Below are 13,187 nucleotides of genomic sequence, written 5' to 3'. Positions count from 1 at the left end.
TCGTCGTGCCGAAGGACACCCGCGGATTTCACTGAGCGAAACCACGAGTCGGGAGGTGGCCGAGCCTCGGCACTCGCCGGACGACGTGCGAGGATCGCGCCCGTGGAGACCAGTGACGTCATCGTGGTGGGTGCCGGCCTCGCCGGCCTGACGGCAGCCGCGGAGGTCGCCGACGCGGGCAGGAGCGTCGTGCTCGTCGACCAGGAGCCCGAGCAGTCCCTGGGCGGTCAGGCCTTCTGGAGCCTCGGCGGCCTCTTCCTCGTGGACAGCCCCGAGCAGCGCCGGATGGGCATCAAGGACTCCCGCGAGCTGGCCCTGCAGGACTGGCTCGGCAGCGCCCAGTTCGACCGCGACGAGGACCGCTGGCCGCGTCGCTGGGCCGAGGCGTACGTCGACTTCGCGGCCGGCGAGAAGCGCTCCTGGCTGCGCGAGATGGGCCACCGGCTCTTCCCGGTCGTCGGCTGGGCCGAGCGCGGTGACGGCCGCTTCGACGGGCACGGCAACTCCGTCCCGCGCTTCCACATCACGTGGGGGACCGGCCCCGGCGTCGTGGCGCCGTTCGAGCGCCGGGTCCGCGAGCACGCCGCCACCGGTCGCCTCCGCTTCGCCTTCCGGCACCGCGTCGACGACCTCGTGGTCGAGGGCGGAGCCGTCGTGGGTGTGCGCGGCAAGGTGCTCGAGCCGAGCGCGATCGAGCGCGGCCGCGCCAGCAGCCGCGTCGAGACCGCGGACTTCGAGCTCCGCGGTCAGGCCGTGATCGTGACCAGCGGCGGCATCGGCGGCGACCACGACCTGGTCCGCAAGGCCTGGCCGGCCCGGCTCGGCACGCCGCCGAAGACGATGGTCGCCGGCGTCCCCGCCCACGTCGACGGCCGGATGCTCGGCATCACCGAGGCTGCCGGCGCGCGCGTCATCAACCCCGACCGGATGTGGCACTACGTCGAGGGCGTGCGCAACTGGGACCCGATCTGGGAGAACCACGGCATCCGGATCCTGCCGGGGCCGTCCTCCCTCTGGCTCGACGCGACGGGCAAGCGGCTGCCCGCGCCGTACTTCCCGGGCTTCGACACGCTCGGCACGCTCGCCCACCTGCGCACGACCGGCTACGACTACTCGTGGTTCGTGCTCACCCAGAAGATCATCGAGAAGGAGTTCGCGCTCTCGGGCTCCGAGCAGAACCCCGATCTCACCGGCAAGGACATCAAGCTGCTGCTGTCGCGGGTGAAGGCCGGAGCGCCGGGGCCGGTCGAGGCGTTCAAGGAGCACGGCGAGGACTTCGTCGTCGCCGACGACCTGGGCGACCTGGTGCGGGGCATGAACGAGGTCGGCGACGAGCCCCTGATCGTGGAGGCCGAGCTGCGCGACCTCATCGAGAAGCGCGACCGCGAGCTCGACAACGATTACAGCAAGGACGCCCAGATCACCGCGATGCACGGCGCCCGCAACTACCGCGGAGACAAGCTGATCCGGGTCGCCACGCCGCACAAGCTGCTCGACCCCAAGGCGGGCCCGCTGATCGCCGTGCGGCTGAACATCTTGACCCGCAAGTCGCTCGGCGGGCTCGAGACCGACCTCGAGGGCCGTTGTCTGCAGGCCGACGGCACTCCGCTGCCCGGGCTCTACGCCGCGGGCGAGGTCAACGGCTTCGGCGGGGGCGGGATGATGGGCTACAACGCGCTCGAGGGGACCTTCCTCGGTGGCTGCCTGTTCTCCGGCCGGGTGGCCGGGCGCGCGGCGGCTGCCACGCTCTGAGCCGTCGAGCCGCGACGCGCCGACCGGCTCCTAGTCCTGGGGGAGGTACTGGCTCCAGTCGATGTTGCGGCCCGGTCCGTAGTCCAAGAAGCTCGAGGAAGGGATCCGGCCGGTGAAGTTGCGCACGTTCACGAAGTGGCAGCCGGTCTCCTGGGCGGTGCAGACCTGCCGCATCGCCTGGCCGGCGACGTCGAAGGCGGCGTGCCCGCGGGCGCAGTAGGCCCACTTCTTCGGCTTGAGCTTGAACTCGAACCCGAGGTGGGTCGAGTCGGTGGTGCTGTGCGCCACGCCGGAGGTGACCTCGGCCGAGACCTTGGAGAAGATCAGGCCGGCCTCCGCCTTCACGGTCCCCTCCACCTTCCAGGTGAGCGTGGTCGAGTGGTCCCACGCGCAGGTGGCCTTCACGGTCTGGCGGGGGCTGCTGTTGTGCAGCAGGTAGTTGCCGTCCTGCTTGACGATCGGCCTGATCTTGGTGACCTTCACGCAGGAGCGGTACTGCGTCGACGACCCCGAGTCGTAGGTCCACTTCCCGCATTTCAGGGCGCCGGCAGCGTCGGCCGGTCCCGTCATGAGGACCGGGACGAGCGCGCCCAGGAGGAGGAGCAGTGCGGTGATGGCGGAGAGCCGCCGCGAGCTGGAAGACATGGTTCCCCCGGTTGTTCGTGGTGATGGCCGTCACCACCTGCCCTTCGGGGGGTCGTGGCAAACACCGGATCGCGCCACGCACTCCCGGCCGGGTCGCCCGGCGGGGGCACCGTCCGTCCGGACTTCGCGACGGGTGTCGACGCCACCGTCAGGAGGACAGCTCGACCGCCAGCGCGAGCAGGTCCCGGTCACGCCCGGACGCGGCGACCAGGCAGACGCCCGCGGGCAGCCCGTCGGCCGTGGTCCGGGGGATGCTCACCGCGGGCAGCCCGCCGAGCCCGGCGAGGCAGGTCAGGGACATGGTCGCGTCGCGCACCGCCTGCAGCCCCTCGCCCGGGGTGGGCGCCACCGAGGACGCCGACGGCAGGACGAGCACCCGGTCACCGATCAGCTCGCCGATCCGCCGGCCGGCGTCGTCGACGACCCGCGCCGCCGCGCCCGCGCGCTCGTCGTCGATCAGCGCCGCCGCCTCGAACCGGCCGCGGACGTCGGCCCCGAGCGTGTCGAGCCGGGTCGTCAGCCAGGGCCCGCGCTCGCGCCAGGCCTCCCACGCCTGCAGTACCTGGAAGGCCGACGACCAGATGGGGAGCGCCGAGAGCTCCCAGGACTCGCGGGTCGCACCGCCCGCGAGCTCGTCGACGACGGCCGCGACGTCGGGCTGGGCGAGTGCGTTCAGCCCGGGCACGGTGACCAGGTCGTGGACCGGGCCTGCCGCCGAGGGCGGCAGCAGCACGTCGCCGACCCGGGCCAGCAGTGCGGCGTCGCGGGTGAGCCAGCCGACCGCGTCGAACGAGCGGGCGAGCGGCAGCACGCCGTACGTCGAGACCAGGCCGTGGGTGGTGCGGATCCCGTAGAGGCCCTGGTAGGAAGCGGGCACCCGGATCGACCCTCCGGTGTCGGTGCCGAGGCCGATCGTGGCCTGGCCGAGCGACACCGCGCTCGCCGAGCCGGACGTCGAGCCGCCGGAGATCCGGTGCGGCGCCCTCGGGTTCGGGGGAGTGCCGGTGTGGGCGTTGGTCCCGGCCAGGGAGTAGGCGAACTCGTCGGTGCGGGCGATGCCCCGCACGGACGCGCCCGCGTCGAGCAGCGCCTCGACGACGGTGGCGCTGCGGGGCTCGACGTGTGCCTCGGCGAGCCAGGCGGGGTTGCCTGCGCCGACCCGCTGCCCGGCGACGGCGTAGAGGTCCTTCACCGCGACACTCTCGCCGTCGAGGACGCCACGCGCGGTCGGCGGCAGCAGCGGGTCGCCGACGACCCGCCAGATCCGGGTGTCGAGGGCCGGTGCCGGCACGGACTCGTGGGCGGCGGTCACCGCCCAGCCGTCGGCGGTGCGCGCCCACAGCTGGGTCTGCTGGCCGCGGCCGCCGCGCTCGAGCTCGGTGACCGCGACGACGAGGGCGTGCTCCGCGTCGACGACCTGCACGTGGGTCTGCAGGATCCGTCGGGCGGGCGCCCCGCCGCGGGTGCCGCGGAAGGCGCTGATCAGGTCGTGACCGACGAGGAGCCCGTCGGCGTCACCGCGGAGCGTGGTCGGGCCGGGTGCGAACAGTCGGTCGAGCGCCGGCAGATCGTTGTCCATCAGCGCCCGCTCGTACTCCCAGAACGCCTCGACCAACCCGTCGGGCGGTGACTTCTCGGGGGGCAGCTGGCTCATCGGCGCACCTCGGCGAGGTCCATCCCGGAGCGGGCCGCCAGGAGCACGATCGCCGCACGCACACAGTTCTGCCCCATCGCGGTCTGCGACACCTCTCCGTCTCCCCGAGCGACGTGCGGGTCGCCGACACAGGCCGGCGACCCCTCGACCTGCACCGGGAGACCGAGCGTGGCTCCCACCGTCAGCAGGTTGCCGTCGATGGTGCCACCAGGCGCCCCGGGCGGCACCCAGGGGGCCGCCGGCGCGCCGCGACCGCGACCCCCATGACGCTCGCGAACGACGCCGCGTCCTGGCCGCTCCCGATTGGACACGGCCTCGGACCAGCATGTTTGACTGCCGCGCATGCGTTCTCCCCGATGGATCCTGGCCGTGACCACCCTCTGCGCCGTGACGGCGCTGTCGTCGTGCTCCGGGAGTGACAGCGACAAGGACGCTGACTCTCCCTCGTCCGCGGCAGCCTCCGACTCGGGCATGCCGGACAAGGTCTTCCACCGCAAGTGCACCGCCGAGATCGAGATCACCGGAGCCGTCCAGGCGTCGTGGAAGGGCAAGGGCAGCTCGTCCAACCAGGCCGGCCCGACGATCTACGACTTCGCCAAGGGTGAGGACCGGCTGTCGGTGTACGCCGGCAAGGACGACCTCCCGACCAGCGCCAACTTCACGATCGACGGCGCCACGTACACGACGGCCGACCCCGACACGGGGCTCGACGTCGCCGGGAACGGCACGAGCGCGACGGTCGACGCCGACACCATGGGGGTCAAGGGTCCCGGCCCGCACCTGACGGCGACGTTCACCTGCGGCAAGGGCACGAGCAAGGGCTGAGCCCTCAGACGAACGCGACCGCCAGCAGGACGGCACCCACGACGACAGCCCCGGTCATGACGAACCCGAGGCTGAACGCCGGCAGCGGCTGGTCTGTCCGCATCGCGCGCTCGACTCGGGCCCATCGCACCAGCGCGAAGGCGCAGGTCGCTCCGCCGAAGAGCACGAGCAGCACCGCGAGCGTGGTGCGCAGCCAGTCGGAGTCGGGGAGCCCGAGCGCGTGCAGCGCCACGCCGCCGGCCAGCAGGCCGATCGACGTCCGCACCCAGGCCAGGAAGGTGCGCTCGTTGGCGAGGGTGTAGCGCGGGTCCGGGTCGGAGCCCGCGTCGTACACCCAGCGCGGTTTGCGGTCGGTCATGGGGCCCATGCTGCCGCAGTTTCCTGTTCTCTAGGCTCGCCGCGTGACCTACGAGTTCGACGGCCAGATCGCGGTCGTCCGTGAGGACGACACCACCTACTCCGCCGAGCTGGCCGACGGCTGGGTGGTCGGCGGGGGAGTGAACGGCGGCTATCTGCTGTCGGTGATCGGCAACGCCATCCGCCACACCCTCCCGGACAAACCCGACCCGCTGGTGATCTCGGCCTACTACCTGTCGGCAGCCGCGCCCGGCCCGGCCACGGTGAGCGTCGACGTCCGGCGTGCGGGGGGCAGCGTGTCGACGGTCGCCGCCGACCTGCGCCAGGGTGATGCGCCCCGGATCACCGCGCTCGCGACGTACGGCGACCTGGGCCGGCTCGGTGACGACGTCCGGACGACGGCGGAGGAGCCGGTGCTGCCGCCGCCCGCGGACTGCGTGCCCAACACGATGGCGCCTCCCGAGCTGCGCAAGATCGCGAAGCTGATGGACCGCTTCGACATGCGCTTCCACCCTGCTCACATGGGGTGGGCGGTCGGAGAGCCGAGCGGGAACGGTGAGCTCAGCGCGTGGTTCCGGCTCGTCGACGGGCGCGAGCCCGACCCGATCTCGCTGCTGACGGTCGTCGACGCGCTGCCGCCGGTGACCTTCGACCTCGGGATGCCGGGCTGGGCGCCGACCCTCGAGCTCACCGCCCACGTCCGTGCCCGTCCGGCGCCGGGCTGGCTCAAGGTCCGACACGCCACCCGCAACATGGCCGGAGGCATGTTCGAGGAGGACTGCGAGGTCTGGGACTCGACCGGGCGCCTGGTCGCGCAGAGCCGCCAGCTGGCGCGGCAGCCCCGCATGCCCTAGGTCGGGGTCAGGCCGGCGAGACGACGTCGCGGTCGTGGATGGCCGGCCCTTGCGTGAGCCACCACAGGGCGCCGCGTTGTGTCTCGAGGTCGTCCGACTTCGCCAGGACGTCCAGCTCCGGCGCACCTGCCATGCCCAGCGCGAAGAGGGCCGCGTGCCGCTCGAGCATCTTGGCCCGGTCGAACCGCGCGAGAACGGCGTGGCTCTGCTCTGCCTGCAAGGGGCCTCCGAGGCCCACGTTGACGAGCGCCCGGGAGCGGATCGACGGTCTCGCCTCGACCAGGGCTCGGTGGACCACCTCCTCGCGCTGGCCACCGTCGCCGACCCGCATCAGCACCGTCCACGCGCGGGCTGCCAGGAGGTCGTTGTTGTCGGCAGCCACCCGGAGGAGGTGGCGCGCCGTCGCGGGGGCATAGGGCGATGCGGCGATCAGCAGCGCGGCGTGGTGACGGCGCGGCTTGTGGGAGTGCAGCAGCGCCTCTCGCAGCAGGCGCCGCAACATCAGGTCCGGTTCCTGAGGGTGATGGGTCGGGGTGTCGGCCTGGATGGCGGGAGCGAGGTCGGCGACCAGCGACGCTGCCCGCGCGGCCGGGACGAGCTCGTCCCCGTTGCGGGCCTGCACGACGTGCCCGTGGGCGCGGCGCGTCCGCAGGCCGCCGTCCACCCGCTCCCAGGAGCTGTCGGGCAGGCGGACGGCGAGGTCGAACGAGTCGAGGCGCCCGTCGAGAGACTCGCCGCGCCGCAGCGCGCCGAGCACGTGCGACTCGAGCCGGGGGAGCGCGGCCTCGTCGAAGTGGCCGCGGGCGAGCTTGACGGCAGCGACAGAGGACGCGGCACGGCGCAGGTACTTGTTGTCGCTGTCGGCGGACAGCATCCGCAGCGTGAGCGCGGCCGCGGCGGAGTCCGGCACCTCGCTCAGCAGGTTGAGCACCGGTGCAACGACCTGGGTGTCGGGATCCGTCACGAACTGCCCGACCGCCATGATCAGGTGTCGTCGCGCGTTCGGGTGCCGGATGAAGGCGGCCGCGGCCTCGTAGCGGCGCACGTAGCCCATACCGACCGCCGACCCCAGCTCGGTGACCAGAGTGCCGCAGAGCGCCGTCCAGTCGTGCTCGCGCAGGAAGACCCGGTCGTAGCGGTTGAGGTGGTCGGCCAGCTGGAGCCATGCGGCGCCTGTCGCTCGCCTCGACTCGGCGAGGTCGAGCAACCGGTTCAGCTCCGGCTCGGGCAACTCGGTGTCGTGCATTGACTCGCGCGGCGACGGGCCGGCGCCGAACGAGCGACGCAGACCGCCGGCGACCGCCACCAGCGAGCCCTCGGTCAGCCCGAGCGCCGACTCGTAGGTCGCGACGACGCGTGCGGGCAGGGGCTGCAGACCCGACTCCCAGCGCGAGACCCGCGAGGTGTCGACCGGGACGCCGCGCGCCTTGAGCGCAGCGATGAAACCGTCGCGGCGGGCCAGCTCCGGATCACGCCCGAGCACCCGCGAGACGGTCAGCAGCCAGGCGACGCGCTGGTCGCACCCCACAACACCGGAGCTGAGCGGATGCGGGTCTTCGGGGAGCCGCTGAGGTCGACCGCGACGACGACCGCTACGGTCGTCCGGCGCGCCTTCGTCTGTCACCGATCCCCCGATTCCCGCGGGCCGGACGTATACGCCTCCTCGGTGGCCCCGGTCTCATTTATTGCAGGTTTGTCGCGACAGTGCAACAACGGCACCGTGATCCGGACCTCATCCCTTAGGCTGCCACTTGGCACTCGGGATCCGTACGGGTGTCGAGCACGGGGCTCTCGGGCCCCATGTACTGGGTCGGGAGAACGTCTCGACCTATTCACTCCGGAAGGAAATCAGCATGATCAGCAGCGGCATCAAGCGGGGACTGGCGGCTACCGCCGTCTCCGCACTGGCGATCGCGGGCGTTCCGCTCCTCGCCACCTCGGCTTCGGCCGTCTCCCTGAACAGCTCGGTGACCGACGCGAACACGCTTGAGCTCGCGACGCCGACCGGCACGACCGTCTCGGCGCAGAACGACGGCACCGACAGCACCGTTCGCCTCGAGGCGATCGGCGGCGCGAACATCTCGACGGTCCGCTTCTCGTACTCGCTGAACGGCACCGACTTCAACACCATCGCGACGGTCTCGCGCAACGACAACGGCGCGTTCTCGACCGAGTGGAACCCGGCCGGCCTCGCCGGCGCCACGGGTCTCACGATCCGCGCCACGGGCCTCGCCGCCGACGGCACCACGGTCGTCGACACCGTCGACAACAACCCGGTCGCCGTCGACAACAACGCCGACACCGTGAACATCACGGACGGCACCGGCGTCGGCGTCTTCCAGCAGCAGTACGCCGGCCACACCGAGCAGGACGTGATCGTCAAGGGCACCGCCTCGGACCCGGCGTCCGCCCCGGCGCTGGCCTTCTGGGACCCGTCCGCCCACGCGTTCGCCCCTGGCGGCACCGCCACCTCGACGACCGCTGATGGTGCGACCACCGGCACGTGGACCGGCGTCATGGACATCACCGGCTACGACTACGGCACCGGTGACGAGCTCCTCGTCCGCGCCACCGACGTCACCCAGGACGCCGAGGCGTTCGGACTCTACAAGCAGACCATCACCACGGTCACCGCGACCGCCGACCGCACCAACGTCCCGGCCGGCTCCTCGGCCAACGTGACCGTCACGGTCGTGGACCAGAACGGCCAGCCGATCGCCGGCGCCGAGGTCCGCAGCTCCAACGGTGGCGGTGCGCAGTACACCGACGCCATGGGCCAGGCGCCCTTCGCGCAGAACGCGGGTTCCGCGTACTACTACGCGAACACCGACGACTCCGACCCCTTCGAGCCCGAGCTGGGCGACAAAAAGTCGGACACCGTCACGGTGACGCAGTACTCCGCTGCCCCGACCTCGCTGGCCGCCACCTCGCGTGACGGCGCGGCGTTCGACGTCGAGGAGAACGACTCGGACGGCGTCGGCACGGACGACATCACGGTCCAGATCAAGGACCAGCAGGGCAACAACGTCGCCGCTGCCGGCCGCACGGTCCGCTACTACTGGACCGAGACCCCGTTCGACGGCAGCCCGGCGACCGAGCGGTTCCCGGCCAGCCCGGTGACCAGCACCACGGTGACCGACGGCACCGGCAAGGCGAACATCGCCTTCCCGACCGGCCAGACTGACATCGACGGCACCTACGTGCTGCACGCCAGCCTGGACGCCGACCCGCTGGGCAACGGCGCCGTCGCCGAGGCCGAGGTCCTCACCGTCAAGGCCGGCGAGTCCGACCTGATGTGGGAGAACGGCGACCCGACCCAGGCCGTCATCGGCAGCTCGGTCGACGCCACCGGCTCGCTCGAGCTGGCCGACGGCACGGGTCTCCCGGGCCGCAGCGTCAAGGTCGACTACGCCAACGGTGGCGGCAACGCCGGCATCGTCCTGGCCAACGGCACCACGGCCGCCACCCGCACGGTCACGACCGGCGCGGACGGCTCGTTCACCGTGACGGTCAAGGACGCGGCCACGCCGAACACCCCGGAGTCGGGCACCCTGACGGCCAACACCGTCGCGGGCACCACCGACTCCGACGACCCGAACGAGGGTCCGGCGACGCTCGACGTCGACTTCCTCGCCGATGTCACCCCGGCCACCGTCACGGTCGCCCCGGGCGCCACGACGGACCTCAACGGCTCCGCCAACGACGCTCCCGGCGAGCTCAAGCCCTTCACCATCACGGTGAAGACGGCTGACGACCCGGCGACGCCGGGCGACGAGTCCCACGCGGTGTCGAACGCCACGGTCAACCTGACCCTCGACCACGGCTTCTTCACCGACGGCACCACCAACCTGCCGACGGTCGCGGGCGCCGACGCCCCCGACTACAAGGTGCTCGGTACCGACGGCGGCAAGAGCCTCACCGTCACCACCAACGGCTCGGGCCAGGTCACGGTGCTCACCTCGATCGGCCGCGACGCGGGCTTCGACGACGACGGCATGGTCACCTCGACCGTCACCGCCACCGTCGCCTCGCTCTCCAAGACCGCGACCCACGACTGGGACAGCTCGGACCCGATCAACGGTGGTGAGGTCAAGCTCGTCGAGTCCCCGGCCGACCGCCAGAGCGGTCCGACCGACCCGTCGCCGATCACGAACGACGTGCGGTACGACGTGTTCACGACCGACCAGTTCGGCAACCTCGTCGGCGGCGAGACCGTCGCCCTGTCGGTTGACGACCCGGACGCCAGCGTGAGCTCCGCGACCGCCGTGTCGGACTTCGACGACCGTGGTGAGTTCGACGTCTCCGCCACCCGCGGCGGCACCTACACGGTGACCGGCACGTGGGCCACCGAGACGCTGAAGTACACCAACACGGCCGGCGCGACCGCTGCGGGCACCGAGACCGTCGCGGGCTCGACGGACGCCGAGTTCTACTCGGTGGACTTCACCGCCTCGACGTTCACGATCACCTCGAACCCCGAGGGCAGGGTGCCGGTTGGCTCCGCCGTCACCGAGACCGTCACGGCCATCGACCAGGAGGGCAACCCGATCCCGGGTCTGTCCGTCCGGTTCGCGGTTGCTGGTCCTGGCGACCAGACCTCGGACGTCGAGCGGTTCACCAACGCCAACGGTCAGGCCTTCTACACCGTGATCGGCAACTCGAAGGGCACTGCGAACGTCAACGCCGTGATCACCGACGGCGAGCAGGTTCAGACCGTGTCTGACACGGTGGTCTTCGGTGCGAAGAAGAAGTTCATCGGCATGCAGCTCCGCAACAACTCGAGGGGCAACACGGACATCCTCAAGGTCAACGCGAAGCCGATCGCCGAAGGGCTCGTCGCCAAGGTCTTCGTTGATGGTAAGAAGGTTGCTCAGCACAAGCTGGGCAGCGCGGGCAACCACAACTTCAAGATCAAGGACAAGAACGGCAACCAGATCACGACGTACCTCGTGAAGGTTGCCGAGACGGCCACGACCCACGCGGCCCAGAACCAGGAAAAGATCAAGTGACCCTGTAGGTCATATCGGGCGGGTCCCGGGACAGCTGAGTGACTGTCCCGGGGCCAACCCTCCAGGGGGCCCTGCTCCCGCAACCCCCGTACAGCTGAACCACTGAAGTCGGGACACACAGACGCGGTCCGGGCCATTCTCTGTTTGCCGCTGCGCGAGAATGGTCCGGACCGCCTGTCTCACCCTAGGGCAAGCGATCCCTGACACTCGGTAAGCAAGCGCCACCTTCTGGTGGCGCTTTTGCTTTGTCTGGACAGCCGATCTGGTGCTCGGCGCCAGTGTGCCTTTCTCCTCCACCCGCAGGCCACGCCGGCTCGTGGGCTGCGGGGGTTTCGAGACGGTTGCTGCGCAACCTCCTCAACCACCGGGTCGACGGTTGCTGCGCAACCTCCTCAACCACCGGGGCGACGGTTGCTGCGCAACCTCCTCGACCACCGGGCTAGAAGCGGCTGCGCTTGACGGCGACGACCCACCGGCGGTGGGGGTGCTCGGTGACCGTCCACAGGCGGTCTCCGGCCGGGTCGTGGGCGAGGTCCTCGGGACCCATCGGGAGGGCGTACCGGTGCTCGCGCAGGTCGCCGAGCCGTCCGCTCCAGAGCGAGCCCGGCATCTTCGGGCCGTGGGAGGCCGTGACGTACCACTGCTCGCCCACGCGGACGGCGCCCTGGGCCCGCACGACGCCGCCCTCGATCATCTCCACGGCACCGCCCTCGACCGCGACGTGGGCGAGCCGGCGGGTAGCGCTGCTGGGGCCGTACTCGCCCAGCACCAGCCGGGGCGTCTCGCTCGAGCCGTCGAGCCCCACGAAGGAGAAGCGGAACGGCTCCGACGGCGCCAGCCGGTGGCTCACCGGCAGCAGGTAGCCGTCCGGCCCGCGCAGCACGTCGTCGGTGTGGCAGACCCACAGGCCGGCCTGGGTGGCCGCGACGTAGAGGCGGTCGCCGTGCCAGGCGATGCCGCCCGCGTGCGCCCGCAGCGGTGCGGAGCCGGTGTCTGTGGGGACCACCAGCTCGACGTGCCGGTAGCGGCGCTCGTCGAGGTCCAGGAACGACACCCGGACCCCACCGCCCTGGGCGTACCAGGACACCGCAGCCCGTCGGCCGCTCGCCGCGACGGACACGCCCTGCGGCCACCAGCGCCGGTCGCGGCGGTCCGCGCGGTCCCAGGTCCAGGCCCGGTGCGGGGTCAGGCAGGGCGCCCAGGTGCGCCGCAGCGGCCGGTCGAGATCGCCGAGCACCGCGCCCAGGCCGACGCGGCCTCCGAGCCGCGTCGCGAGCGCGTCGATCTCCGCGGTCAGCGCGGCCGTGCGGGTCAGGTGCACGGGGGAACGGTAGCGTCGGCCCGGTGTCAGGGAAGCGCGCCGTCGTGGGAGCAGCGATCATCCGCGACGGCCGGGTCCTCGCCGCGCGCCGGACGACGCCGCCGGAGGCGGCGGGTCGCTGGGAGCTCCCGGGCGGCAAGGTCGAGTCGGGCGAGACCCCGGACGCTGCCCTGGTCCGCGAGATCGCCGAGGAGCTCGGCTGCACGGTCGAGGTCGTGGCCTGGCTGCCCGGTGCCGCCGCCATCGGAGCCGGTCACACGCTGAGCGTGGCGCTGGCGAGGATCGTCGCGGGTGAGCCGGTGCCCCACGAGCACGACGCCGTCCGGTGGCTCGGCCCCGACGAGCTGGGCGACGTCGACTGGCTCGAGCCGGACCGGCCGTTCCTCCAGCACCTCGCGTGGGGATGATGGACCCCGTGCGCGGCATCTTCTTCGACGAGGACGACGCCCGGGCGGCCGTCGCCCGGCTGGTGGCGGGCGGGTACGGCGCCCGGGCCGAGCGGGAGCGGCTGTCCGGTGAGGACGACGACGAGGGCCACCCCTGGGCGGTGTTGACCGACGCCCCGGAGCCGGTGCTCGAGCTGCTCGTCGACGAGTACGACGGCTGGCTGGACGCCGGAGACGACCCACCCGCCGTCCCACCGATCGAGCTCCCGACGGAGCCGCGGAAGATAAAGGGTCACTTCGGCGGTTGAGGTGGTTGCGTTACCCACGGGGTGTCGAGACAGCACGTCGTCGTTCCTCCACCACCGGTCCCCGACTACCTAGGAT

Annotated in this window: 12 protein-coding genes; 6 read left to right on the top strand and 6 right to left on the bottom strand. The window is 71.8% G+C overall.

The genetic code is table 11. The features are described 5' to 3' along the window. Nucleotides 1–102: 102 nt before the first annotated feature. The gene (locus tag PD653B2_RS15965) at nt 103–1,752 is read left to right on the top strand and encodes an FAD-binding dehydrogenase (protein ID WP_207559458.1); all 1,650 of its coding nucleotides are present in this window, start codon (nt 103–105) and stop codon (nt 1,750–1,752) included. Between the two features lie 30 nt (nt 1,753–1,782). Here PD653B2_RS15965 and PD653B2_RS15960 read toward each other — a convergent pair whose 3' ends face one another. The 3 genes from PD653B2_RS15960 to PD653B2_RS15950 form a co-directional block, all read right to left on the bottom strand. Beyond that, nucleotides 1,783–2,397, bottom strand: a complete 615-nt coding sequence (locus PD653B2_RS15960; protein WP_085873382.1) for a hypothetical protein — start codon at nt 2,395–2,397, stop codon at nt 1,783–1,785. Between the two features lie 148 nt (nt 2,398–2,545). Continuing rightward, nucleotides 2,546–4,051, bottom strand: a complete 1,506-nt coding sequence (locus tag PD653B2_RS15955; protein ID WP_085873381.1) for an AtzH-like domain-containing protein — start codon at nt 4,049–4,051, stop codon at nt 2,546–2,548. After that, the gene (locus tag PD653B2_RS15950) at nt 4,048–4,395 is read right to left on the bottom strand and encodes an acetamidase/formamidase family protein (protein WP_242665305.1); all 348 of its coding nucleotides are present in this window, start codon (nt 4,393–4,395) and stop codon (nt 4,048–4,050) included. Before PD653B2_RS15950 ends, PD653B2_RS15955 begins: the two co-directional genes overlap by 4 nt. Between PD653B2_RS15950 and PD653B2_RS15945 the strand changes: the two genes are divergently transcribed. Further along, nucleotides 4,394–4,876: a hypothetical protein gene (locus PD653B2_RS15945; protein WP_133059046.1), complete on the top strand. Its 483-nt coding sequence runs from the start codon at nt 4,394–4,396 to the stop codon at nt 4,874–4,876. The genes PD653B2_RS15950 and PD653B2_RS15945 overlap by 2 nt on opposite strands. 4 nt (nt 4,877–4,880) lie before the next feature. Here the strand turns inward: PD653B2_RS15945 and PD653B2_RS15940 are convergent, their stop codons facing one another. Continuing rightward, nucleotides 4,881–5,234 carry a YidH family protein gene (locus tag PD653B2_RS15940; RefSeq protein ID WP_242665304.1) on the bottom strand — a complete coding sequence of 118 codons (354 nt, stop codon included), beginning with the start codon at nt 5,232–5,234 and terminating at the stop codon, nt 4,881–4,883. Nucleotides 5,235–5,277: 43 nt separating this feature from the next. Between PD653B2_RS15940 and PD653B2_RS15935 the strand changes: the two genes are divergently transcribed. Next, nucleotides 5,278–6,087 carry a thioesterase family protein gene (locus PD653B2_RS15935; protein WP_085873377.1) on the top strand — a complete coding sequence of 270 codons (810 nt, stop codon included), beginning with the start codon at nt 5,278–5,280 and terminating at the stop codon, nt 6,085–6,087. Nucleotides 6,088–6,094: 7 nt separating this feature from the next. Here the strand turns inward: PD653B2_RS15935 and PD653B2_RS15930 are convergent, their stop codons facing one another. Then, on the bottom strand, nt 6,095–7,570 hold the full coding sequence (locus PD653B2_RS15930) for a hypothetical protein (protein WP_133059047.1): 1,476 nt from the start codon (nt 7,568–7,570) through the stop codon (nt 6,095–6,097). Between the two features lie 370 nt (nt 7,571–7,940). Here PD653B2_RS15930 and PD653B2_RS15925 point away from each other — a divergent pair, with 370 nt between their 5' ends. Further along, complete coding sequence (locus tag PD653B2_RS15925) at nt 7,941–11,096, top strand: beta strand repeat-containing protein (RefSeq protein ID WP_085873375.1); 3,156 nt, start codon at nt 7,941–7,943, stop codon at nt 11,094–11,096. A gap of 439 nt (nt 11,097–11,535) precedes the next feature. On the opposite strand, the gene PD653B2_RS15920 is transcribed toward PD653B2_RS15925, so the two are convergent. After that, nucleotides 11,536–12,417: a hypothetical protein gene (locus PD653B2_RS15920; protein WP_085873374.1), complete on the bottom strand. Its 882-nt coding sequence runs from the start codon at nt 12,415–12,417 to the stop codon at nt 11,536–11,538. Between the two features lie 23 nt (nt 12,418–12,440). Between PD653B2_RS15920 and PD653B2_RS25705 the strand changes: the two genes are divergently transcribed. Together PD653B2_RS25705 and PD653B2_RS25700 are read left to right on the top strand one after the other, a co-directional pair. After that, complete coding sequence (locus PD653B2_RS25705) at nt 12,441–12,824, top strand: (deoxy)nucleoside triphosphate pyrophosphohydrolase (protein WP_085873373.1); 384 nt, start codon at nt 12,441–12,443, stop codon at nt 12,822–12,824. Next, nucleotides 12,824–13,111 (top strand): hypothetical protein, encoded by a 288-nt coding sequence (locus PD653B2_RS25700; RefSeq protein WP_085873372.1) that lies wholly within the window; start codon nt 12,824–12,826, stop codon nt 13,109–13,111. The genes PD653B2_RS25705 and PD653B2_RS25700 overlap by 1 nt, the downstream gene beginning before the upstream one ends. The last annotated feature ends 76 nt before the right edge of the window (nt 13,112–13,187 follow it).

It is taken from the genome of Nocardioides sp. PD653-B2 (genome assembly GCF_002117935.1).
GTDB lineage: Bacteria > Actinomycetota > Actinomycetes > Propionibacteriales > Nocardioidaceae > Nocardioides.
This window is presented reverse-complemented; position numbering and strand designations above follow the sequence as displayed.